The 24211-nt window shown below is 70.4% G+C and carries 19 protein-coding genes and 1 pseudogene; 9 read left to right on the top strand and 11 right to left on the bottom strand.

The features are described from left to right. Positions 1-16: 16 nt before the first annotated feature. A complete protein-coding gene (locus HP550_RS05960; protein ID WP_175346675.1) occupies positions 17-2041 on the bottom strand; it encodes a SpoIID/LytB domain-containing protein in 2025 nt (674 codons plus the stop codon). Positions 2042-2269: 228 nt separating this feature from the next. Here HP550_RS05960 and HP550_RS05955 point away from each other — a divergent pair, with 228 nt between their 5' ends. The 5 genes from HP550_RS05955 to HP550_RS05935 all read left to right on the top strand — a co-directional run bounded on the left by HP550_RS05955 (position 2270) and on the right by HP550_RS05935 (position 8357). Further along, a complete protein-coding gene (locus HP550_RS05955) occupies positions 2270-4540 on the top strand; it encodes a hypothetical protein (RefSeq protein ID WP_175346674.1) in 2271 nt (756 codons plus the stop codon). Positions 4541-4621: 81 nt separating this feature from the next. Further along, positions 4622-5947, top strand: a complete 1326-nt coding sequence (rfbH, locus tag HP550_RS05950; RefSeq protein WP_175346673.1) for a lipopolysaccharide biosynthesis protein RfbH — start codon at positions 4622-4624, stop codon at positions 5945-5947. Continuing rightward, on the top strand, positions 5947-6981 hold the full coding sequence (gene rfbG / locus HP550_RS05945; RefSeq protein WP_175346672.1) for a CDP-glucose 4,6-dehydratase: 1035 nt from the start codon (positions 5947-5949) through the stop codon (positions 6979-6981). The genes rfbH and rfbG overlap by 1 nt, the downstream gene beginning before the upstream one ends. Further along, a complete protein-coding gene (locus HP550_RS05940; RefSeq protein ID WP_175346671.1) occupies positions 6978-8015 on the top strand; it encodes an NAD(P)/FAD-dependent oxidoreductase in 1038 nt (345 codons plus the stop codon). Before rfbG ends, HP550_RS05940 begins: the two co-directional genes overlap by 4 nt. Positions 8016-8018: 3 nt before the next feature. After that, the gene (locus HP550_RS05935; RefSeq protein WP_175346670.1) at positions 8019-8357 is read left to right on the top strand and encodes a ferredoxin family protein; all 339 of its coding nucleotides are present in this window, start codon (positions 8019-8021) and stop codon (positions 8355-8357) included. Positions 8358-8387: 30 nt separating this feature from the next. Here HP550_RS05935 and HP550_RS05930 read toward each other — a convergent pair whose 3' ends face one another. From HP550_RS05930 to HP550_RS05885, 10 genes are all read right to left on the bottom strand, one after another. After that, positions 8388-9578: a hypothetical protein gene (locus HP550_RS05930; RefSeq protein WP_175346669.1), complete on the bottom strand. Its 1191-nt coding sequence runs from the start codon at positions 9576-9578 to the stop codon at positions 8388-8390. A gap of 116 nt (positions 9579-9694) precedes the next feature. Further along, complete coding sequence (locus HP550_RS05925; RefSeq protein ID WP_210767735.1) at positions 9695-10333, bottom strand: NUDIX domain-containing protein; 639 nt, start codon at positions 10331-10333, stop codon at positions 9695-9697. Continuing rightward, positions 10330-11286: an NAD-dependent epimerase/dehydratase family protein gene (locus tag HP550_RS05920; RefSeq protein WP_175346668.1), complete on the bottom strand. Its 957-nt coding sequence runs from the start codon at positions 11284-11286 to the stop codon at positions 10330-10332. Before HP550_RS05920 ends, HP550_RS05925 begins: the two co-directional genes overlap by 4 nt. A 17-nt stretch (positions 11287-11303) precedes the next feature. Beyond that, positions 11304-12329, bottom strand: coding sequence for a 4-hydroxy-2-oxovalerate aldolase (gene dmpG / locus HP550_RS05915; protein WP_175346667.1), 1026 nt, complete (start codon positions 12327-12329; stop codon positions 11304-11306). Positions 12330-12336: 7 nt separating this feature from the next. Continuing rightward, a complete protein-coding gene (locus tag HP550_RS05910) occupies positions 12337-13206 on the bottom strand; it encodes an acetaldehyde dehydrogenase (acetylating) (RefSeq protein WP_175346666.1) in 870 nt (289 codons plus the stop codon). Beyond that, positions 13203-15089: a thiamine pyrophosphate-binding protein gene (locus HP550_RS05905; protein WP_175346665.1), complete on the bottom strand. Its 1887-nt coding sequence runs from the start codon at positions 15087-15089 to the stop codon at positions 13203-13205. The genes HP550_RS05910 and HP550_RS05905 overlap by 4 nt, the downstream gene beginning before the upstream one ends. Then, positions 15086-15676, bottom strand: a complete 591-nt coding sequence (locus HP550_RS05900) for a GtrA family protein (protein WP_175346664.1) — start codon at positions 15674-15676, stop codon at positions 15086-15088. Before HP550_RS05900 ends, HP550_RS05905 begins: the two co-directional genes overlap by 4 nt. After that, entirely contained in the window at positions 15673-16656 is a 984-nt protein-coding gene (locus HP550_RS05895) for a glycosyltransferase (RefSeq protein ID WP_210767734.1), read from the bottom strand. Before HP550_RS05895 ends, HP550_RS05900 begins: the two co-directional genes overlap by 4 nt. Further along, entirely contained in the window at positions 16653-17432 is a 780-nt protein-coding gene (rfbF, locus tag HP550_RS05890; RefSeq protein WP_175346663.1) for a glucose-1-phosphate cytidylyltransferase, read from the bottom strand. The genes HP550_RS05895 and rfbF overlap by 4 nt, the downstream gene beginning before the upstream one ends. A gap of 109 nt (positions 17433-17541) precedes the next feature. Continuing rightward, entirely contained in the window at positions 17542-19482 is a 1941-nt protein-coding gene (locus HP550_RS05885; RefSeq protein ID WP_175346662.1) for a DUF4214 domain-containing protein, read from the bottom strand. A gap of 167 nt (positions 19483-19649) precedes the next feature. Here HP550_RS05885 and rfbB point away from each other — a divergent pair, with 167 nt between their 5' ends. From rfbB to HP550_RS21935, 4 genes and pseudogenes are all read left to right on the top strand, one after another. Beyond that, on the top strand, positions 19650-20645 hold the full coding sequence (gene rfbB / locus HP550_RS05880) for a dTDP-glucose 4,6-dehydratase (protein WP_175346661.1): 996 nt from the start codon (positions 19650-19652) through the stop codon (positions 20643-20645). Positions 20646-20753: 108 nt separating this feature from the next. Next, positions 20754-22547, top strand: a complete 1794-nt coding sequence (locus HP550_RS05875) for a DUF6311 domain-containing protein (protein ID WP_175346660.1) — start codon at positions 20754-20756, stop codon at positions 22545-22547. Positions 22548-22656: 109 nt separating this feature from the next. Beyond that, the gene (locus HP550_RS05870; protein WP_343048004.1) at positions 22657-23889 is read left to right on the top strand and encodes an LCP family protein; all 1233 of its coding nucleotides are present in this window, start codon (positions 22657-22659) and stop codon (positions 23887-23889) included. 3 nt (positions 23890-23892) lie between these two features. Beyond that, positions 23893-24211: pseudogene (locus HP550_RS21935) on the top strand (translation initiation factor IF-2); the annotation flags it as partial.

The following is a 24211-nucleotide window of genomic DNA, read 5'->3' as shown; positions in this document are numbered from 1 at the left end:
GAGTGCCCTTCCCGCGTCAGCGCGAGGGCGCCGCGGCATCAACGATCGGCGCGTTGAGCTTGAGCGCGCCGAGAGAACCGAGGAACGGCGCGTCACCGAACGCGAAGACACCGCCGTCGGACGCGAACATCCAGTACCCCGCACCCGAGCGCGTCAGCGACGCGGTCACGATCGGCTTGTTCAGCTTGATCGCGCCCGTCGAGCCGTAGAACTGGGCAGGAGGGAACGCGAAGTAGCCGCCGTCCGAGGCGACGAGCCCGTACCCACCGACGGCGGGGGCGACCGCCGCGACGATGGGCTGGTTGAGGCGGATCGCCCCTGTGGAGCCGAAGAAGCCGGCGTCCCCGAACGCGAAGACCCCCCCGTCCGAGGCGATCAGCCAGTAGCCGTTCCCGGACGGCGTCCGCTGCGAGGTGACGATCGGCTTGTTGAGCCGGATCGCACCCGTGGACCCGCGGAACGCGGCATCACCGAACGCGAAGACTCCCCCGTCGGTCGCGATCAGCCAGTACCCGTTGCCGGACGCGGTCGGCAGGATGTCGACGATCGGCTTGTTGAGCTTGATCGCGCCGGTGGACCCGAAGAACGCCGCGTCACCGTAGGAGAAGACTCCTCCGTCCGAGGCGACCAGCCAGTAGCCCCGCCCGCTCGCGGTCGAGGCCATGGCGACGACGGGCGAGGCCAGACGCAGGCCTCCCGCCGACCCGTAGTACCCGGCACCGCAGAACGCGAAGACGCCGCCGTCCGAGGCCGCCATCCAATAGCCGGCCCCGCCCGATCCGGAGCAGTAGTCGACGGGTGCGGTCACGGTGACGGAGAACCAGTCGCTCTTGAGCCCGAGCCGGCTGCGGAAGGCGTTGCCGGTGAACGTCGTAACTGTGCCGGCGGTGTTCGTGACCGTCACCTGGGTCACCCGCCCGCCGTCCGCACCGAGGCCGTTGCGCCCGGTGACCTGGATGGACGCGAGCGCCCCCACGCCGAGCGCGCTGGTGACCGACGCCCGGGAGAGCGTGGTCGTCCAGTTGTGGTTGACGTTCCCGCCGATCGCGTCGCCGTCGTCGACGACGGCGGGAAACACGCCGCCGGCCGTGTATCCACCCGTCGACGAGCTGAACTCGGTCCGCGCGATCGCCCCGCCCGCCGTCCGCATCACCTGCGAGCGCGTGGCGGCCACGGCGCTGTCGGTGGACGCCGCCTCGAGCGACGTCACCTGCGTGCCGTCGGCGGACCAGGTCGCTGATCCGCCGTACACCTGGCACGCGGTGGTGTCGCACGTGATCGCACCCGACGAGCTCTTCGAGCCGCTCAGTGCGTACGCGCGGGCGGCGACTGCCTGAGCCTTGAGCGCCTCGATGCCCTTGCCGCTGCCCTGGGTGGACCATGAGGACGGCATCTCACGCGGGACAACACCCCGCAGGTAGTCCTCGACCGCCACCTGGTTCCACGTGTACTGGACACCGCCGGCGAGCACGACGCGGAAGACACCGCGGTACCCGCGCGACCCGGTCGCCTCGCACACGCGCGTCTGCTGGCTCTGCTGCGTGGTGTCGGCAGAGCTGCCGACCGTCAGCCCGGACCCGAGCGTCCTCCACAGGGTCCAGGCCGGACCTGCGCACGACGCGGCCGTGTAGACGTTCAGCCCGCCGGCCCCGTCGGCCCGGACGAGGACCGCGCCGGTGCCTGTCGACTCACCGTTCACCCACAGGCCGGGTCCGGTGAGGATCGTGTCCTTGCCGGTCAGCGCCGACAGCTCGACCGTGATCTCCGGGTTCCCTGCGTCGGCCGCCAAGGTCGTCCCGCCGTAGTAGTGGCGGACGATGTCGGCGTAGGACGCACCTTGCAGCGCGTAGCCGAGCGCGCCGTACTGGCCCATACCGCGCCCGTGACCCCACCCGTGACCGGTGATGGTCACGTCGTCGGCCGCTGCAGCCGCGCCCGCGGCCGCCGACGTCAGCGTGGCAGCCGCGGCGACCAGGGCGACGACCGCCGCCAGCCAGCGCGAGCCGCTGCGCCGTGGAATTCGGACCTGCGTAGCCTGCACGGTGTCTGACTCCTCACGATGTCCTTCGCGGGGCCATGGGCCGCACGGGTTGCTCATCTTTGGACGCAGGATCCCGCACGTCAACGACGGTGACGGCATGTCGCTGACCGGACCGCGGAGCTGGTGCCCGGGTCGGGCGGTTTGGTGGTGTTCGGCCGACCGGAGCCGTCGAGTATCGTTCTCTGTCGGCGGACCGCCGACCGAGACGATTCGCACGTATGGAGAAGGATGGCTCGCGCGGCAGTGATGGGGGCGGCGGACGGCTCACCCTCCCGGACCGACGAGCCGGTGGCCGAGAGCGCGGAGGTGCGCGGCGCGCCCGTGCGCACCACCTCACGCGTCGTGTGGCGCGAGGTGGCCACCGCACTGGCGAGTGCCGCCCTCGGCGGCCTCGCCGCGGTCTGGGCTCTGCGACTGTGGGCAGCGCACCTCAACGTGCCGCTCGTGGGCTCAGGGGATGCCCTGCTCAACCTCATGCTGGTCCGGAACATGCAGCTCACCGGCTGGTTCCAGAGCACGCCGCTGCTCGGTGCACCGATCGGTCAGGACCTGAGGCCGTGGCCGGTCGCGGTCGGGGACATCTGGGGCCTGCTGTCGCTCAAGGTCCTGTCGTTGGTCCTCAGCCCCGCCGCCTCGGTCAACGTCTTCTTCGTCCTGGGGTTCCCGCTGGTCGCCGCGGTCGCGTGCCTGTGCTTCCGAGGACTGTCCATCTCGCGACCGATCAGCGTCGTCCTCGGTGCCGCCTACGCGATCCTGCCGTACCACTTCCAGCGCAGCGAGCCGCACCTCTTCCTCTCGGTGTACTACGCGGCGCCGATCGGCTGCCTCGTCGCCATGTGGATCTACACGCGCCAGGTCGACCTGTGGCGCAGCCCGCGGCTCTACCGATGGCGTGAGTACGTGGTCCTGGCGTCCGCGGTGGTCCTCATCGGCGGCGGCATGTACTACGCCGCGTTCGGCCTGGTCCTGGCGCTCGCCGCTGCCCTGCTGCGCGCGATCGGAGAACGCACCGTCCGGCCCCTCGCGACGGCTGCGGCGTTCTTCGTGATCGTCGTCGCAGGCATCGGCCTCGCAGCGCTCCCGAACCTCCTGTACCTGGGGTCCGCCGACGCCGACTCCGCTGCCGTCACCGGGAGGTCCTACGCGGCGAGCGAGTTCTTCGGCCTGAAGATCGTGAACCTGGTGCTCCCCGCCTGGTACCACCGCATCCCCGCGCTCGCCGACCTGCGCGCTGTCACCGGCGAGTCGGTGATCCCCGGCGAGAACACCGAGACGCTCGGCGTGCTGGGACTCGTGGGATTCGTCGCCGTCCTCCTCGCCGTCCTGGTGCCCGTCGCCGCGCATCGGCCCCTCTGGCGCCGCCGGCTGCATCCGCTCGGGGTGCTGACCGTCGTCGCTCTGCTGTTCTCGACGGTCGCCGGGCTGAACAGCGTCGCTGCGGCGCTCGCGTTCGACCAGCTGCGCGCCTGGAACCGCATGTCCGTGAACATCGCGTTCCTCGCCCTGGCCGGCCTCGCCGTCCTGATCGACCGCGGCCTGCACCGCCTGGGTCGACGGTGGCCGGTCGCTCGACGGCCGCTCGCCCGCGCAGGGGTCGCCGCCGTCGTGCTGGGCATCGCGCTCTTCGACCAGACCGGGCCGGCGATCCGGCCGGACTACCCGCACACATCGAACGCCTGGAACGCGGACGCCGACTACTTCCAGCAGCTGGAGGACCGGTACGGGGCCGGCGCGGCGGTGTTCCAGATCCCGTACTCGGACTTCCCCGAGGCCCCACCCGTGGTCTCCATGGCGCCGTACGACCACCTGCGCGCCTACGTCCACTCCGACCTGGCGTGGAGCTACGGCTCGGTGAAGGGTGCGTTCACGAGCTGGCAGCAGGTCGCACTCAGTGAGGGCATACCCAGCACGCTGCCCAAGCTCGTCGGCGCGGGGTTCCAGGCCATCTACGTCAACCGGAACGGCTACGCCGACCACGGTGTCGCGGAGGAGGCCGCCATCGTGGCGACCATCGGCCCGCAGGTGCCGTTCGTGAACCCGGACAACACGCTCGCCGTCTACGACCTGCGTCCGTACGCGTCGCGTCTCCGGGCCGAGGGCGCACAGATCCCGTCGCTCGATCAGGTGCTGCACCCCGTGCGGATCGAGTACGGCACCGGCTTCTTCGCGCCGGAGGCGGATGCGACGAAGACGTGGCGCTGGGGCGGGGCGCGGGCCGACGCCGTCATCCTGAACCCGACCGACGATCCTGTCGATGTCATGCTCACGGGTTCGATCGTCGTCGCGGACCCCCGCGCCGACGTGACCGTGACGGTGGGGGCCGACGAGCACGAGCTCATAGTCGTCAACCACGTGGCGACCCTCGCGATCCCCGTCGTCGCTCCGCCGGGGACGACCCCGCTGGCGTTCGTGACGGACTCAGCACCGACCACCGCCCCCGGCGAGACGCGCGACCTGCGGCAGCAGATCATCGACCTGCATCTCAGCCCGCTGGACTGAGAACCCGCCGAGCCCGCAACTCGGACACCGACCGGGCGGAGGTAAGATCATGGCCGCTTCCGCCCCGCTTCGAGGAGACCTGTGAACGACGACCTGACCGCTCGCCGAGAGTCGATCCTGGAGAGTGTGCGTCAGTTCGCCGACGTCTCTCTCGCCGCACGAGAGTTCGTCCCCGGGGAGTCCACCGTTCCCGTGTCCGGAAAGGTCCTCGACGCGGACGACATGGTCGCCCTGGTCGACTCGTCCCTCGATGGCTGGCTCACCGCCGGTCGTTGGACCACCGAGTTCCAGGACACGCTCGCCGACTACGTCGGCACGCGCGCCGCGTCGTTCGTCAACAGCGGCTCGTCGGCGAACCTCGTCGCACTGTCCGCGCTCACGAGCCCGAAGCTGGGCAAGCGTCAGCTCAAGCCCGGCGACGAGGTCATCACGGTGGCCGCGGGGTTCCCGACGACGCTCAACCCGATCATCCAGAACGGGCTGATGCCCGTCTTCGTGGACGTCGAGCTCGGCACGTACGACGCGATCGGCGACCAGCTGCGCGAGGCTGTCGGCCCGAAGACGAAGGCCATCATGATGGCCCACACGCTCGGCAACCCGTTCGACCTCGACCTGGTCCAGGAGCTGTGCAAGGAGCACAAGCTCTGGCTGGTGGAGGACTCGTGCGACGCGCTCGGTTCGACGTACCGCGGTCAGCGCACCGGGAGCTTCGGCGACACCGCGACCGTCTCGTTCTACCCGGCCCACCACATCACCACCGGTGAGGGCGGCGTGGTCTTCTCTAAGCACCCGCTGGTCACGCGTCAGGTGGAGTCGTTCCGCGACTGGGGCCGTGACTGCTACTGCGAGACCGGCCAGGACGACACGTGCGGCAAGCGGTTCCAGTGGCAGCTGGGCGACCTGCCCCTCGGCTACGACCACAAGTACACGTACAGCCACATCGGCTACAACCTCAAGGGCACGGACATGCAGGCCGCGCTCGGCCTGAGCCAGCTGCGCAAGCTCGACTTCTTCGTGAAGCGCCGCAAGGAGAACTTCGCCTACCTGTACGAGCGCCTCCAGGGCGTCGAGGGGCTCATCCTCCCGGTGGCCACCCCGAACTCGGACCCGGCCTGGTTCGGCTTCCCGATCACGCTCGCGGACGACCTCGCGGTCGACCGCGAGGAGCTGATGCGGCACATGGAGACCAAGAAGATCGGCACGCGCCTGATCTTCGCGGGCAACCTGCTGCGCCAGCCGGCCTACCGCAACATCGAGCGGCGCGTCGTCGGCGACCTGCGCAACTCCGACACCGTGATGAACCGCTCGTTCTGGCTCGGCGTCTACCCGGGCCTCACCGAGAGCATGATCGACTACATGGCGGACACGCTCATCAACTACGTCACGGGCAAGGACGGCGCTCGCTGATGCACTACCTCGTCACCGGTCACACGGGCTTCAAGGGCGCGTGGCTGACCCTGATGCTGACGGAGCAAGGGCACACGGTCTCCGGGCTGTCGCTCGACCCGGCGCCCGGTGCGGTGTACGAGCGGGCGCGTCTGGGCGAGGCCCTGCGCGACGACCTGCGGGTCGACATCCGGGACGCTGCGGCGACGGCGGACGCCATCCGGGCCATCGCGCCCGACGTCGTCCTGCACCTCGCCGCTCAGCCGCTCGTGCGGGAGTCGTACCGCGACCCCCGCACGACGTGGGAGACGAACGTGATGGGCACGCTGCACGTGCTCCAGGCGGTGCAGTCGACGCCGAGCGTGCAGGCCCAGGTGATCGTGACGACCGACAAGGTCTACAAGAACGTCGACCAGATCTGGGGCTACCGCGAGGGCGAGCCGCTGGGCGGCGTGGACCCGTACTCGGCCTCGAAGGCAGCGGCGGACCTGCTCACGCAGAGCTGGATCCAGAGCTCCGGCTCGGCGGTGCCCACCGGGATCGCGCGTGCGGGCAACGTGATCGGCGGCGGCGATGTCTGCCCCGAGCGGCTCATGGTCGACCTGGTGGCCGCCTTCTCCGCCGGCGAGCCCGTGCGGCTGCGCTACCCCGACGCGGTCCGTCCGTGGCAGCACGTGCTCGACTGCCTGCACGGCTACCTGCTGCTCGCGGACGCGCTGCTCGACGGCCGGCTCGCGGGCGAGGCGTTCAACTTCGGCCCGGGCACGGAGTCGTTCGTCCGCGTCGGCGACATCGCGACGTCGGTGGCTGCCCTGTGGGGCCGCGACGCGACCGTCGAGCTCGACGAGGGTCCGAAGGTGCACGAGGCTGGCCTGCTCGCCCTGGACTCCCGCAAGGCCGCGCTGGCGCTGGGCTGGCACGACGCGCTGCGGCTGCCGGACGCGCTCGCCTGGACCGTCGAGTGGGCCCAGAAGGTCGGCGCGGGCACCGATCCGCGCACCCAGACCGTCGCGCAGGTGCGCGAGTACCTCGAGCTCGCGGGGCGGCCCGCATGAAGGACCAGGACGTGTTCGCGCACCGCACGGCGTGTGACCTGACCATCGTCGGTGCCGGACCCGCAGGACTGTTCGCTGCCTACTACGCGGGTTTCCGGGGCCTGAGCGTGACCCTGGTCGACGCCCAGCCGGACCCCGGTGGCCAGGTTGCCGCCCTCTACCCCGCCAAGACGATCCACGACGTCGCCGGGTTCGTCGGCATCACGGGGGCCGAGCTCATCGCCGGGCTGCGCGCGCAGGCCGAGATCTACGAGCCCCGCACGATCTTCGGCCAGAACGTGGTCGACATCGTGCGCGAGGAGCGCGAGGCCGGCTTGTCCGTCTCGCTCGAGGACGGCTCCGCCATCGACTCCCGCGCGGTCGTCCTGGCCACGGGCGTCGGGGGCATCCGACCACGGGTGCTCCCCCTAGGGCACGGCTGGCACGGCCGGGGCGTCACGTACGTCGTGCACGACCCGTCGTCGCACGAGGACGAGGACATCGTCGTGGTGGGCGGCGGGGACACCGCGCTGGACTGGGCGATCCAGCTGTCCCCCATCGCGCGCTCCGTGACCGTGGTCCACCGCCGACGCCAGTTCCGGGCGCACGCGTCGCAGATGAGCCGCGCGGAGTCGCTCGGCGTCACGCTGCTCACGGAGAGCGAGATCCAGGCGATCCACGGCGACGACGCGGTCCGTGCGGTCGTCGTGCGGGACTCGTCGGGCGCCGAGCACGAGATGCCCGCCGACACCGTGATCGGTGCGCTGGGCCTGGTCACCGCACCCTCGCCGTTCGCCGCCTGGGGCCTGGCCATGCAGGACCGCAAGATCGTCGTGGACTCCGCGATGCAGTCGAACGTCACCGGCGTCTTCGCCGCGGGAGACTGCTCGACGTACCCCGGCAAGGTCGCACTGATGGCCACCGGGTTCGGCGAGGCCGCGACCGCGGTGAACAACGCCGCCGTCCTCATCGACCCCGACCTGTCCTTGTTCCCGGGGCACTCCACCGACGAGGAGCTCCAGCCAGAGTTCGTCGCTGCCGGATCGGAAGGCTGAGCCATGGTCTACGTCATCGGCAAGGAATGCATCGACGCGCTGGACCGCTCGTGCGTCGACGTCTGCCCCGTGGACTGCATCTACGAGGGCGAGCGGAAGAACTACATCAACGCCAGCGAGTGCATCGACTGCGGCGCGTGCGAGCTCGCCTGCCCCGAGGTCGCCATCTTCCCCGCCCGGCGCGCCAAGGGCGACGACGAGCGCGAGGCGTTCACCGCGGACAACCTGGCGTTCTTCGAGCTGCCGCTGCCGGGTCGTCCCGAGCCGCTCGGAAACCCTGGCGGCGCCGAGGCGCTCGGACCGATCGGCGTCGACACGCCCCTGGTCAACGGCTGGCAGTAGCCCGTTGCCGGGGTCCCGTCCGCGGGATCGTCAGACCAAGGACGTGATCGCGAGGTTGCCCGCCATCGTCGCGGTCGCGACAGCCGCGATCACGAGCGCGCTCGTGATCCTCCACGCCGCCCGCGCCGTCCGCGACCGATCCGCCACCAGTCTCTCGCCGACGAGCCAGATCGCACAGGCGAGCAGGGCGCACCCGAGATAGCCGTAGACGACCGACAGGTAGCCCTGTCCCCGGTGCACCTCCTCCTGCCAGCGCACGGTGATCCCGGTGAGCAGTGCTGAGGTCAGCCAGATCCACAGCCCAAATCCCCCCAGGCTGACGATCGCCGCCCACGACGCACGCAGAGGGCCGCCCGACGCGGAGAGCATCAGCGCGGCGACAGGCAGTCCGCACACCAGCGCAGCCACCACGACTGCGCCGGTCGGCACCGACGGCACGCCTGGAGCGCCGAGGATCCACTGCGACATCGGCAGGGCAGCGAGGGCCTGCTTCGCGAACGTCGGGACGACGACGTGCGGGTCGAGGTCCACGGTGTAGGCGGCGAGGGTGGGCGTGCGCACCGCGCCTCGTAGGACGACCGCCGCCCCGGCGGCCAACGCCGCTGGGACCACCAGCGCCAGGGCGGGGAGCCAGCGCCGACGCCAGTACACGACGAGCGCGGCCATGGCGGGGACGAACAGGATCACGGTCTCGTAGGTCACGAGCGCCATCGAGTAGAGCGCCGCGGCGACGAGTGCGGACACCCAGCCGCGGCCTCGCACGAGGAGGACGATCGCGGCTGCGCACAGCCCGAGGGTGAGGGGGACGAGTCCAGCGAACCCGATGATGGCATCGAAGCCGACCCGGACCTGCACGAAGCAGACCGCCGACGCGACCAGAGCGGGGGCGACGCGCCACCGACCGGTCAGCGTGACGCTGAGCAGAGCGCACGCCGCGACGCACGCCACCAGCACCGCGCCCAGGACGAACTTGTAGGGCACGCGCACCTCGGTCACCCAGAAGACCGTGTACGACCAGCCCAGGGATCCGGGGAAGAACCGTCCCTGCTCCGTCATCCACTGCGACGTGTAGTGCCCGATGAGGCCACCCAGATCGGTACCCCGCTCGGCGGCGGCGGCTCGGATGTCCTTGTTGATCAGGTCGTCACCGATGTACGTCGTCGCCGTGATGATCGCCAGCCAGCAACCGGCGAGCCACGCAGACAGGGCTGGGGCGAGCACGGACGGGCGCCTCAGGAGCCTCAGGTCCAGCCGGACCTGATCGGCCGGAGACGGGATGCTGCGGTCCCGTCACGGGGCGGCGGGTTCGTCCAGGGCCGCTGCGGCACCCTCCCCCATCACCGCTGCCCGTCGTCCGTGGTCGACCCGGCGCGCCGCGCCCGCCACGGCGTCGAGCTCGGCCGCAGGTCGGCGAACCGTGTCTCCCGTGCGACTCGCGCCGCGAGCAGGCCCGCGATCGTGAGCCCGTTCTCCAGCGTGCCGTCCAGGCACCATCGGACGGCCTCGTCGAGGTCGCCCCACGAGCGCTCCATCTCGGCCTCCTCGTCGAACCGCGAGTACTCCTCGTCGGCGTCGATCGACGTCAGGCCTCGGGCGAGCAGGATCCGGATGGTCTCGTCGGACATGCCCGGCGACGTCAAGGTGTCGACGAGCGTGTGCCACCCGCTCGCGCGCAGTCCGCCCTCCTCGAACAGCTCGCGCTCCCCCGCGTCCTGCGGGGTCTCGGACGTGGAGTCGAGCAGCCCCGCCGGGATCTCCCACAGTCGACGGCGGACGGGGTGGCGGTACTGCCGCACCAGCAGCACGCGGCCGTCGTCGCGCAGCGCCACGATCCCGACCGCGCCGGGCAGCTCCACCACGTCGCGCTGCGCGTCCGTGCCGCCCGGCATGAGCACCCGGTCGGAGCGCACCGAGAGCACACGCCCGTCGAACACCCTGCGGGACGCGAGGACGTCGTAGGCGTGCTCCTCCGTCACGAGCGGCCGGCCGCGGCCAGGTAGGCGTCGACCGTGCGGATCTGCTCGTCGAGGTCCGCCGGCCGGTACGAGAGAGATCTGCACGCCTCGTCCCACGTGGTGTCCCGTGAGTAGTAGTCGTCCGCCGGCGCGCCGGTCCGGTCGGCACGAGTCACCGTCGCGCGTGCGTCCAGGACGTGGTTCACGCGCTCAGCCAGTGCTCCGAACTCGACCAGCTCGCCGGCTGAGCTCACGGTCCCCGACCGTTGCGCACCCACGCCGAGGCAGACCGCGAAGAAGTCGTCGACACCGACGTACCGACGCCACACGTCGTGCCCCGCCTTGACGTGGACGGCACCCTCGCGGGCCTGGAGCACGAGGTCCGAGAACGCGTACCGTCGAGGGCGGCTCACCAGCGTCCCCGAGAGGCTGTAGGGGCGCGCGACGACCAGGTTCGCGTCGACCGCCGCATCCAGCCCGGACAACGCGAGCTCGGCCTGCCGCTTCAGGTAGCCGTACGGGTCGACGTCCACCTCGTGCCGCGAGGCGTCGACGGGGTGGGCCGCCGCGCCGCTCGACACCGAGAGCACCGTGCGGACCCCCGGCAGCTGGGAGACCTGGAGCAGGCGCTGGGTGAGCACGGTGTTGACGTGGACGTACTGCTCGATCGACGTCTGGTCGATGTAGTCGCGCAGGACGAAGGCGCAGTCCACGACGACGGTGGGTGCGAAGTCGCGCACGGTCGCCCAGTCCCACGCCACGGCCTCGACGGAGCCGTTCCCGTGCTGGACCGTGCGGGGACGCTGGGTCACGTGCATGACCTGTGCGTCGTGCCCGTGCAGCAGCGCCGCGACGGTGGAGCCGAACCAGCCTCCGGCGCCGGTGAGCAGGACCCGGTCGTCAGGTCGGACGACGGAGGCCACCTGGTCGGCGGCGCGCGCGCTGACGGGAGCCGTCGTTCGGGACGGCGGCATCGGCCCTGCGACCACGCCTAGGACAGGTCCATGAGATCGCGGGCGATCTCACGGATGATCGACTCCTGGCCGGCGACGACCTTGCGCGCCCCGAGCTCACGCCACAGGAGCGCAGGCTCGAGGTTGAGCTCCTCGGCGATCGCCTGGACGTGCGGCGCATAGCCGCTGAACACACCGGCCAGCGCGCTGATCACGCTCGAGCTGGTGGTCTTCGGCAGGTGGCCGGCAGCTCGCTCGGCGATCAGGCTGCCCATCCGGAAGAACGGCGTGAGCTCGCCCAGATCCACCCCGTACTCCTGGACGAGCACCGCCGCGAGGCACTCCAGCTGTGCGTTGCCTGCACCGGCACCGAGCGCTGCGGAGGACCCGTCGACGATGGTCGCACCCGCGTCCAGGGCGGCGAGCGCGTTTGCGATGCCGACACCGAGGTTGTTGTGTGCGTGGAAACCCACGTCGATACCAACGGCGTCGACGATCGCGGAGATCCGTGCCGTGACGTCCGCCGGCGAGAAGTGGCCCGCCGAGTCCATGAGCACAACGGCCTGCGCGCCGAAGCCCTCGACCTTCACGCACTCCTCGACCAGACGCTCGACGGTGGCCATGTGGCTCATCATCAGCACCGAGACGGCCTCGCGGCCCGCCTCGCGCACCGCGGTGAGGTGCTTGGCGCCGGTGTCCGCCTCCGTGACGTGCGTCCCGATCCGCACGAGGTCCACGCCGTTCGCCAGCGCCGGGAGCACGTCGCGTTCGACGGTCGCGAAACCCGGGATGCAGTGCACGGCGAGCTTCTTGCGGGTGAGCGCCTCACGCGCGGTGGTGAGCAGGACCTCGTCGGTCTCGAGCGAGAAGCCGACCAGGGCCGACGATGCGCCGATGCCGTTGCCGTGGCCGACCTCGACGTAGTCGACACCCGACACGTCGGCGAGCTGGCAGTAGTCACGCACGAGCTCGCGCGAGGCCTGGTGCCGGAGGGCGTGGTTGCCGTCGCGCAGCGTGACGTCGTAGACGGTGATCTGCGCGGTGGGCGTGGTGGTGGTGGTCATGGGATGCCTAACTCGCGACTGCGACCATGTCGAGCGCGGTCTTCACCGCGGCCGCGGTGATGATGTCCAGGTTGCCGGCGTAGGGCGGCAGGTAGTCGCCGGCCCCCTCGACGCCGATGGAGACGGTGAGAACGTCGGCGGCATGCTGCACGGGCGGCACCAGCAGCCGGTAGCCCGGGACGTACTCCCGCACGAGGTCGACCGCGTCGCGGACGGTGCGGTCGAGAGTCGCCAGGTCACCCAGGAGGCCCTTCATGTGCACGGTCGTCCGCATGATCGTCGGCGGCTCGACCGGGTTGAGCACGAGGATCGACTTGGCGACGTCGGCGCCGGACGCCAGCCGCGCGGCGTTCTCCGTCGCACGGATGTAGTCGTCGATGTTCGCGCGCGTGGCCGGTCCGGCGGAGAGCGACGCGATGCTCGACGACACCTCGACGTAGTCGACGCGCTCGACATGGCGCGCGAGGGCGCTGACCATCGGCACTGAGGCCTGGCCGCCGCAGGTCACCATCGACATGTTGTGGATCGGCTTGCCGGGCTGGTTCTCGTGGTCGAGCACCCCGGGCACGAACGCCGCACCGACCCGCGACGGGGTCAGGTCGACGACAGCCTTGCCGAGCCCCTCGAGCCGCTTCCAGTGCTCACGGTGCGAGTCCGCCGAGGTCGCGTCGAAGAACACGTCGATCTCGTCGAAGTGCTCCTCGAGCCCGTCGACGCCGTCGGCCGTCAGGTACTTGACCCGGCCTTCGAAGCGCGCCAGGCCGGGAGAGCTCGCTCGCCGACCTGCCATGGCGATCAGCTCCAGCGAGTGTTCCCGCAGAAGCTTCTCGGCCAGGTCGATGCCGATGTTGCCCGTCCCGATGATCGCGGCTCTCATGACTTGCCTCCCTGTACCGGGAGCACGCCCGGCACGCTGCGGATCCTGGTCGACTCCGGGTGCAGCGCCCCGCTCATCGCAGCACTCAGCTCCGCCTCGCTCACCAGCGGGATCATGTCCTCGAGCGGCGGCGAGATGAGCGTGCCGTTCTCGCCCTTGAGCGTGCCGACGCGGGGGATGAACAGCTGCTCGGGGTGCATGAACACCTCGAGGAGCACGGGGCCGTCCGTCGCGAGGAACTCGGCGACCTTCGCGCTGATGTCGCCCTGCTCCGACAGCCCTACGTACGAGAACCCGAAGGTGTCCGCCAGCTTCGAGAAGTCCGGGCACGACACCCCGGAGTCGAGGTCCGACCCGACGTACCGGCCGTCGAAGAGGTTGCGCTGAGAGTGCTTGATCATCAGGTACCCGTCGTTGCTGAACACGACGAGCTTGATGGGCAGCTTGTGGTGAGCGACGGTCTGGAGCTCCTGGAGGTTGAGCATCATGCCGCCGTCGGCGTTCAGGCAGACCACCCGGGCCTCCGGGTGCGCGAACTGCGCACCGACCGCTGCGGGCAGGCCGTAGCCCATCTCCCCGAGCCCCAGCGACGTCACCAGGCGCTGGTCCTCGTTGACGTCCAGACCGTAGAACCCGGACAACAGCCCGGTGCCCATGTCGGTGACGAAGATGTCGTCGGAGCCCGCCTGGTCGCTGATCTCGTAGACGACGTCGTAGGAGTTCACGAACTGGTCGCGCTGTGCGGCGGGGATCGCCTCGGTGGTCTGCGCACGACGCGGGAAGTCGGTGCGCAGCTGCTCGCACTTGCGCACCCATGTGTCGATGTCCGCAGCGACGGGCCCGAGCTTGGCGAACTGCTCCAGGAACTGCGCCGCGTCGGCCTGCACCCGGACCCACCGGTCCCCGACGAACTTCTCCAGCTCCTTGCCGTCCACGTCGACCACGAACACCTGCGCGTCGCGAGCGAAGTCCGCCGGGTCGTAGCTGAGCTGCGGGATGGCCAGACGCGAGCCGATGGCGATGACGAGATCGGCGTTCTGCACGATCATGTTCGAGTACCGGTCGCCGTAGATGCCCGAGCGACCGAAGTTCATGGCGTGCGACGAGTCGAGCAGGTCGATCGCCGACCAGGACAGCAGCGTGGGGATGCCGATGTCCGCGACGAGCGAGCGGATCTCGGGCCGGTCCATGCCGTTGCGCAGGCCGTTCCCCAGCAGCAGGACCGGGCGCATGCTGCGCCGCAGCGCCGCCGTCAGGCGGTCCAGCGACGAGTCGAGGACGTCGCCGTAGTCCACGCTGCTCCCGAGGTCGAGGACCGGGACGGCCGGGGACCCGGCGAGCGTGGTGCTGAGCGGCTTGCGCTGGAGGTCCATCGGGATGTCGATCGTCACGGCGCCGGCTCGGGCCTCGAGCGCCGTGCGCGCCGAGTTCACCACGAGGTCGCGGATCTGGTCCGCGTTGCGCGCACGGTGCGCCGCCTTGGTCACCGGCGCGAAGACCTGGCGCGAGTCGAAGCCCTGCACACCCCAGATCCGCAGCTCGTTGTCCGTGCTCGTGTGGATCGAGCTCTCGTTGCCGGAGAGGACGAGCAGCGGCACCGAGTCCATCTGCGCTCCGACGATCCCGGTCAGCGCGTTCGTCGAGCCGCCGCCCGTCGTCACGAGGGCGACACCGAGCCGACCGGTCGTGCGCGCCAGGCCCTGGGCCGCCATGAGCGCCGCCTGCTCGTGGTGCACGAAGATCAGCCGGGTCGCTCCGCGCCGATAAATCGCGTCACAGATCGCGAGATTCCCTGCTCCGGTGATACCGAAAACAATGTCGACACCGAGTTCTTCGAGGGCTGCGGCGACGGCATCGGCGCCGGTCACGACGGATTCGCTCATGGTCGGATCGTACTCCTGGGTGCGGCGTCGTCAGTCTGCGCGACGCGGGGGGACGTGGTGTCGTCGGCAGGGGCGCCGGCAGTGGGAAGGGCGGTGACCTGAGGCGTTGCCCCTCGGGTCGTGGCGGTCGGCACGGCCTCGCGGGCCGACCTCCGGGAGTGTCGGAAGGTGAAGTTGCGGTGCACCAGGAACGTCCCGAGCGCGACGGCCGCGGTGACCACGGCCTGAGCCGGAATCACGGCCATGTGCAGGACCTCGACCAGGAGCGGCAGCGCGGCCGCGTTGACGGCGAACGCCACCGCGTAGACGGAGCTGAACCTGACAAGGTCACGCCACCAGCGCCCGCGCGCCCGGAACACGACGTAACGCTGCAGGACGTACGCCTCGAGCACCGCGATCACCTGCGCCACGACCAGCACGACGAGGTAGTGCACGACCGTGCCGAGCGTGGACTGGAGAAGGGCGAAGATCCCGAACCCGAACACGGTGTTGACACCGCCGACGAGGACGAAGCGCAACCCCTCGGAGTCGAGCAGCGCACGCAGCCGGGTCGGCGCCGACGATCCGTCCACCGGTGCGACCGTCACAGACCGAGCCGACGTCGCACGACGAAGTTGGGGCGCTGCTTGACCTCTTCGTAGATCAGGCCGACGTACTCGCTGACGATGCCGATCATCGAGAAGAGAATTCCGAACAGCAGCAGGATGAAGCCGATCAAGGTGCCGAACCCCGCGAAGGGAACGCCTGAGAAGAGGAATTGCAGCGTGAAAGCGACGAGCACGATCGCGGAGATCGCGGAAACGCCGAGCCCGGTGACGGTAATGAGCCGGAGCGGGACATAGGAATGCGCGAAGATTCCCTTGAACGCGAGGTCCAGAACCTTGAGGGAGTGCGCTTTCGACTCTCCACCGAAGCGCGGCGGCCGCCGGTGCGGGATGCCGATCGACTTGTAGCCGGCCCACGCGAAGAGCCCCCGGATGAACCGGTTGCGCTCCTGCATCTGGTTGATCGTCTCGTAGACGCCCCGGTCGACGAGCCGGAAGTCGCTCGCGTTGCGAGGGATCGCTCCGTCGGTGAGCTTTCCCGCCAGCCAATAGAAGGCCTTCGAGTTGAACGTGCGCAGCGGCCCTGTGCCCTGGCGCTCGCTCACGACCATGTAGATGTTCTCGTAGCCCTCCTCCCACTTGCGGAGGAACTCGGGGATCAGCTCGGGCGGGTCCTGGAGGTCGGCCGTCATCACCACGCAGGCGTCGCCCGTGGCGAAGGCGAGGCCTGCGGTGAGCCCGCCGTCCATCTTGAAGTTCCGCGCGAGCTGCAGGATCTTGAAACGCCCGTCGTCGGCGTGGATCTTCTGCAGCTTCTCCCAGGTGTCGTCCTGCGAGCCGTTCTCGACGATGATGACCTCGAAGTCGTACTGGTCCTTCTCGCCGTCCGCCACGTCCGCGAGACGACGCGCGAGCTCGTCGACGCAGTCGGACTCGTTGTACGCCGGGATCACGACGGAGATCAGCTTGCGACCGACCACCGCATCGGTGGAGGTGGTCGACACCTCGATGTCCGCGGTCACTGCCAGACCTTCCACGGCGCCTTGCCGGTGTCCCACATCTCGTTGAGCATCTGCGACTCGCGGTAGGTGTCCATCGGCTGCCAGAAGCCCTCGTGCCGGTAGGCGGCGAGCTGACGCTCGTCCGCGAGGCGGTCCAGCGGCTCGTGCTCGAGCATCACCTCGTCGCTGTCGCGGACGTAGTCGAACACCTCGGGCTCGAAGACGAAGAACCCGGCGCTCACCCAGTCCTCCATCTGCGGCTTCTCGCGGAAGCGCGTGACGCGGCTCTGGTCGTCCAGCTCGACGAGCCCGAAACGCGAGAGCGGCTGCACCGTGGTGATGGTCGCCTTGAGCTCGTGGGCCTCGTGGAACGACAGCAGCGCGCTGATGTCGATGTCCGCCAGGCCGTCGCCGTAGGTCACGATGAACCGCTCGCCCTTGACGTAGGGCTCGATGCGCTCGACCCGCCCGGCGGTCAGCGTCGACTGCCCGGTGTCGGCGACCGTCACGGTCCAGTCACGCTCGAGGTGGTCGTCGTGGAACTCCACGCTGCCCGACCGCCCCAGGGTGATCGTGAAGTCGGTGTTGTGGGCGGCGTAGTTCAGGAAGTACTCCTTGATCTGCTCGCCCTTGTACCCGGCGCAGATCACGAAGTCCGTGACGTCGTGCGCCGCGAACGTCTTCATCAGGTGCCACAGGACCGGCTTGCCGCCGATCTCCACCATGGGCTTGGGACGGAACTCGGTCTCCTCGCGCATGCGGGTACCGAGACCACCCGCCAGCAGAACGGCCTTCATCGTGGTGGGCTTGCCTCTCGTCGATGCCGGAACCCACTCCGACTCGTGGATGCCCGCTTTCGGTAGGTGAGTGTAGCCGCGTCGGGCTCGCTCCCCTGCCCGCACGGCCTCACGGCATGAATTGGGGCGATCGGGCCAGGTACTCCTCGCTCCCGACGACGCCGGCACGCAGGGCGTCCTCCCCGTTCGTGATCCAGTAGGGCGCCCAGGTGGCGAATCCCGTGGGATCAGGCCCTCTGCCCAGGTAGATCACGTACATCTCGGTCACGCGGATCTGGGCGCTCTCCAGCGACCACCAGACGCCGGACGGCGCAGCCGAGCGGCCGCGCGTGCCGATCGTGCTCACCCAGAAGGCGACCTCGGAGGCCGCGGCCTCGCGGTGCAGGATGTCGCGGTACAGCCGCTGGACGTAGGCCGTGCTGGTCCCACCCGCCCGCAGGTAGTACTCGTCGCTGGCGATGAGACGTCCGCGAAGATCCTCGACCCGCAGGCGGCCGGCCATGACTTCCAGGGTCTGGACCTCGAGACCCTGCGGGTCCGGGCCGCGCCCGAGCACCTCGACGTAGGCCTCCGTGACCCTGCGCTGGACGTACTCCCGGCTGTGCGCGATCGCGGTGCCCAGCGCAGACGCCGGCGTCGCACCCGTGAGGATCATGCTCGTCCACGTCTGGAGACCGGTCGGGTCGGGCACGCGCTGGAGCATGTCGTGGTAGAGCGCACGCACCAGCGGCTCCGCGTACGCGACGCGCAGCGCGCGCTGCCTGATCCCCGGGAGCGTCGAGTAGCCGAGGTTCCCGGGGCAGGCCGTGTAGGCGACATCCCGGTGGCCGAAGACGACAGGGAGCTGGAGGGTCGTTCCGGCAGCGAAGCGCGAGTTCTCGCCGCCGAGGGTGGTGTAGACCATGGAGCCGTCCGGGTTCCTGCCGTAGACGCCCAGGCGGTAGCCGATGATCCTGGCGACGGCTTCCTGCATCGCCGGGGAGGGCGCGACGGCCCCGTACTCGCCGAGCATCGAGACGCCGACGGTCCCGGTGTTGAACCCTCCGGCGTGGACCCCGATGATCGGCTGCGTGAGGCTGTTCTGCCGACCCTCATAGAGGTTTCCCCACTTGTCGACGATGAAGTTGTAGCCGATGTCGCACCAGCCGCGACCGTCGATGTGGTACGCCTGATCGTTCCTGATCTGCTGCATCGCCTCGGCGACCGAGGCGTAGGTGTTGCTGCCGGCGGTGTGGTGGAGCACGGCGCCGACCAACGTCTTGGCGACGTCGGGCGAGCAGGCCTGGGCACGCGCACCCCACGCGTCGCGGGTGAACACGATGGGCGCTGCGACCGCCGTGGGGAGCGCCGCGGCCGCCGGGGCCGTCAGCGCTGCGTTGCGGACGGTGGCCCGAGCGCTGCCCGTCGACGCCACGCTGCCGACCAGCGGTTCGGCGCTCGCCGGCGCCACCTCCTGGGAGCCCACCAGCGTGAGGCTCATGTCGGCAGGTCCGCCGGTGCTCGTCGCCGCGAAGGACAGCTGCACGGCGTCGGCGTCGCCGATCCAGAACGAGTCCGTGCCGTCGCGGGTGCGCGCGGCGTCAACGGTGCCGAGATCCGGCGCGACGTCCGAGCCCTCGAGCGCCTGCCACGCCGTCCAGGTCCCGTCGTCGAGCGTGCGCACCTGGGCGTCCTCGGCGGGTGCGGCACCCGCGGGCCAGGTCACCCCGATCGTCTGGGCGTCGGGCGTCACGATCACGTCGGTCTCGACGCGGCCGTCCTGGGTCAGGGCGTCGGCCACGAGCGTGCCGTCACCGGGATCGACGGTGGCGGGGTTCTCACCGGTGCTCGGGGTGGCCTCGGCCTCGGTCGCCACGACGAGCGGCGCCTCCTCGACGACGACGTCCGGGTCCTGCGACGCGGCCGGAGTCACTGCGCTGGCGGTGGCCGCGCGGACCACGCCGTCACTGAACGCCGGGCGCTCGGCCGCGCGTGCCTGGGCGAGGCCGGGCACGGCGAGCACCGCGGCGGCGACGACGGCCGCAGTGATCGTGGCGGTACGTGATGGCATGGCGGGTCCTGACGCAGACAACGGTTTCCGTCGAGGTTCACCTGGGCCGTCCGCATTGTCAAAGACCGCCGCGCACTTGTCCGTTTCGCGTCGTGCGCGCAGTCGGGCGTCGACACCCGCACCGATAGGCTTGCCGACACCTGTCCCCCGCTCGGAGGTCTTCCGTCGTGCACGTGCTCGTCACCGGCGGAGCCGGCTTCATCGGCTCCAACTTCGTCCACCAGACCGTCCGTGAGCGTCCCGACGTCCAGGTCACGGTGCTCGACGCGCTGACCTACGCCGGAGACGAGCGGAGCCTGGACCCGGTCGAGCGGAAGATCGTCTTCGCCAAGGGCGACATCGCGGACCCGGACATCGTCGACAGCCTGGTCAAGGACGTCGACCTGGTGGTGCACTTCGCCGCCGAGTCGCACAACGACAACTCGCTGCACGACCCGTGGCCGTTCCTGCGCACCAACATCATCGGCACGTACCAGCTGCTCGAGGCGGTCCGCCGCCACGACGTGCGCTTCCACCACATCTCGACCGACGAGGTCTACGGCGACCTGGAGCTGGACGACCCGGCGAAGTTCACGCCCGAGACCCCGTACAACCCGTCCAGCCCGTACTCGTCGACCAAGGCCGCCTCGGACCTGCTGGTACGCGCGTGGGCCCGCAGCTTCGGCGTCCGCGCCACGATCTCCAACTGCTCGAACAACTACGGCCCCTTCCAGCACGTGGAGAAGTTCATCCCGCGCCAGATCACCAACGTGATCGACGGCGTCCGCCCCAAGCTGTACGGCTCGGGCGAGAACGTGCGCGACTGGATCCATGTCGAGGACCACAACAGCGCGGTCTGGGCGATCATCGAGCGCGGCCGCCTCGGGGAGACCTACCTCATCGGGGCCGACGGCGAGGAGAACAACAAGACCGTCGTCGAGGACATCCTCGAGATCATGGGGCAGCCGGCCGACGCCTACGACCTGGTGAGCGACCGTCCCGGCCACGACCTGCGCTACGCGATCGACTCCACCAAGCTGCGCGAGGAGCTCGGCTGGGCGCCGCGGTACGAGAACTTCCGCGCGGGGCTCGAGGCCACCGTCGCCTGGTACCAGGCCAACGAGGCCTGGTGGCGTCCGCAGAAGGACGCCACCGAGGCGAAGTACGCGCAGCTGGGACGCTAGCTGTCGCGTCGTCGCCGGTCGACTGACGTCGCCTATGCTGTGCGACCAGCGTGGGCACCACGCGCGGCAACCCTCCCGTCGAGCGGGATGACGACGGGAAGAGCTCCGGTGCGGGGACGGGCAACGACAGGACGGCTGTCCGAGGTGCTCGTCTACGCGACCGCCGCGATGCTCGCACTGGTCAGCGCCGCCTGGGCGCTGCGTCTGACGCGGGTGGACTGGCACGTCCCCTTCTCGTACTCCGGCGATGCCGTCGCGATCGCCGCGCACGTCAAGACCACGCTGACCACCGGCTGGTACGAGCACCAGCCGCTCCTCGGGTGGCCGGCCGGGCAGATCTACCACGACTACCCCCTGTCAGAGGACCTGCACCTCCTCCTGATCAAGCTCCTCGGAGCCGTGCTTGGCGACTGGGCCGTGACGCTCAACGTGTACTTCGTGCTCGGCTTCCCGCTGGCGGCGCTGACCGCCGCCTACTTCCTGCGCCGCATCGGTGTGGGCCGTGCGATGACGGTGGTCGGCGCCACGCTCTTCGCGCTCGCGCCCTACCACTTCTCCCGCGGTGAGACGCACCTCTTCCTCGCGTCCTACTGGGTGCTGCCGCCGGCGCTCCTGGTCGTCGTGCGGGTGTGGCGCGGAGAACCGCTGTGGTCCGGCGGCACCGGCGCGGGTCTCCGGCTCGGCCGGTGGCGGCTCGACACGCGCGCACTGTCGACCGGCCTGGCCCTCGTGCTCGTCGCGACGGGGTCGACGTACTACGCCGTCTTCACGCTCTGCCTGCTCGGGATCGGCGCGCTCGTCGCGATGTTCTACCACCGGGACGATCGACGCTTCCTCGGCGCGGCGGCAGCGGGGGCGGTCCTGGTGGCCACGCTGGCGCTGCTCATGGTCCCGGACCTCCTGTACGCGCGGGCGCACGGCGCCAACCAGGGCGCGCTGTTCCGCAACCAGGCCGGTTCCGAGGTGTACGCCCTCAAGCTGGCCGCGCTGCTCCTGCCCGTGCCGGGCCATGCGATCAGGCTGCTCGCGGACGTGCGTACCACCTATGACGACGACTTCCCGCTGCCGGGCGAGTTCCCGTCGCTGGGACTCGTCGCCGCCGCGGGGCTCCTCGCCCTGCTCGTCATCGTCGTCGTCCAGGTCGCGCGGCCGGCATCGCACCCGTCCCACCCAGGCGTCCGCCTGTCGATGCTGGTGTCCCTGGGCGGCCTCGCGCTGGTGGCGCTGCTGCTGAGCACCGTCGGCGGGGTCAGCAGCCTGATCTCGTTCCTCACACCGAACGTCCGGGGCTGGAACCGGATGTCGATCGTCCTCGCCCTGCTGTCGCTCGCCGCGGTCGGCCTGCTGCTCGATCACGCCGCGGGCCGGCTGCGTGCCCGCACTTCGCGTGCGGTCGCCATGGTGACGCTCGTCGCGGGCGGTACCGTGCTGATCGTCCTCGGCACGCTCGACCAGGCAAGCCCGCTGTACCGCCCGGACCACCAGTCGGTGCAGGCCACGTTCCGGGCCGACGCGGACTGGGTCGGCCAGGTGGAGGAGACGTTCGGCGATGACGCCGCGGTCTTCCAGCTGCCCTTCATGAGCTATCCGGAGTCGCCCGCCGTGAACGGCGTCGCGGACACCGACCAGCTCAGGCCGTTCCTGCACTCCGACACCCTGCGCTGGTCGGGCGGGGGGATCAAGGGACGCCCGGAGTCGGCGTGGCCCTCGGTCGTCGCCGGCATGCCCGTCGCCGACGCCCAGGCGGCGATGCTCGACGCCGGGTTCTCGGCCGTCGTGCTCGACACGCAGGCGCTCGGCGACGACGACGGCGGGGTCGAGCGAGCCTGGCGTGCCCTCGTCGGTGCCCCGGTCGTCGAGGGTGCCGACGGCCGCTACCTCGTGTTCGACCTGCGTTCGTAGTCCGGGCGGGCGGCTCTGGCCCGCCCGGGCCGCTGATCTGCACAGATCCTCCACGACGCCACTGCGTGCACTCCCCCGCACGTCCGGGGCGCTCTCCTACGATCGACGCGTGACCTCCCGCCACGCTGCCGTCCCACGCCCTCGTGCCGCCAGGCATGCCCGGACCCTGCACGCCCACGGCGTGCTCCGCACGATCGCCCTCGGCGTGGCGGCTCTCGTGGTGTTCGGTGGAAGTGGCGTCGCGGCGGTCGCCGCGAAGCTCAACGGCAACATGGAGAAGGTCGACGTCTCGGACCTGGTCAACCCGATCGCGGAGCCCACCAAGGAGCCCGACCCGGACGACCCGAACGCCGGTCAGGCCGTGAACATCCTGATCCTCGGCTCGGACCAGCGCGACGGCGAGAACGGCGAGATCGGTGGCGCGGTCGCGGGCATGCGCTCCGACACGACCATGGTGCTGCACATCTCCGCCGACCGGTCGCGCGTCGAGCTGATCTCGATCCCGCGCGACTCGCTGGTCGACATCCCGGTGTGCACCATGACGAACGGCAAGACCACGCGAGCCACCCACGGCATGTTCAACGGTGCGTTCGCGACCGGCTGGGACAACGGGGGCGACATGACGTCAGCCGCCGCGTGCACGATCAACACGGTCCAGCAGAACACCGGCGTCACCATCGACCACTTCGTCGTCGTCGACTTCACCGGCTTCCAGCAGATGGTGAACTCGATCGGCGGGGTGCCCATGTGCATCCCGAACTCGATGTTCTCCCCCGAAGCCGGGCTCGCGCTGGCGCCGGGATTCCAGACGCTCGACGGCGCGACCGCCCTGGCCTACGCCCGGGCGCGCAAGGGCGAGGGCATCGGTGACGGCTCCGACACGAACCGGATCGGCAACCAGCAGAAGCTCATCGCCGCGATGGTGCGCGAGGTCCTGTCCCGCGACGTGCTCACCAACCCGCAGAAGCTGATCTCGTTCCTGAGCGCGGCGACCGCCTCGCTGACGACCGACAACGGGATGTCGATCGGCAACATGACCGGCCTCGCCTACAACCTCCGGAACATCAGCACTGGCAACATCACCTTCATGACGATCCCGTTCGCTGCGGCGAGGTCCGACCCGAACCGCGTCGAGTGGACGTCCGCCGCCGACGAGGTGTGGGCGAACCTCGTGAACGACGTCCCGGCCCTCGGCGAGACGCCTGCCGCTCCGGCGACGACGGCCCCGACGACGCCGGGCGCGACGACCGCCCCGGAGACGCCCGTGATTCCGGCGCCGTCGGAGACGAAGAAGGCCGGGCAAGAGGCGTTCAGCGCCGACGACACCACAGACGTCTGCTGAGGCATGGCCTCCGACGAGCGGTCGCCGCGCACCCCACCTCCGAGCTTCGCCCCCGGCGCTCCGGCGCGTCCGGTCCGTCCGGCCGACGCGGAGCCCATCGTCGTCGGGCGTCCCCCGCGCCCGACCGCACCGCCCGCACGTCCCGCACGTCCCGAGCGCGCCGACGCCGGCCGGACGCCTGCGCCGAGCACGGGACGACCGCCCGCGATCTCTCCGGCAGGGCAGTCCGGCCGGCCCGCGGGGGCGGCCGCGCCGGTCGAGGTCCCCGGCCGCACGACCGGGCCGGCGGCCGCGACCGCTCCCCGGTCGACCTCCTCCCGCC

Origin of the sequence: Cellulomonas humilata (assembly GCF_013359775.1) — a bacterium.
Lineage (GTDB): Bacteria > Actinomycetota > Actinomycetes > Actinomycetales > Cellulomonadaceae > Cellulomonas > Cellulomonas humilata.
The sequence above is the reverse complement of the archived record's forward strand: the minus strand, read 5'-3'. Positions and strand labels throughout refer to the sequence as shown.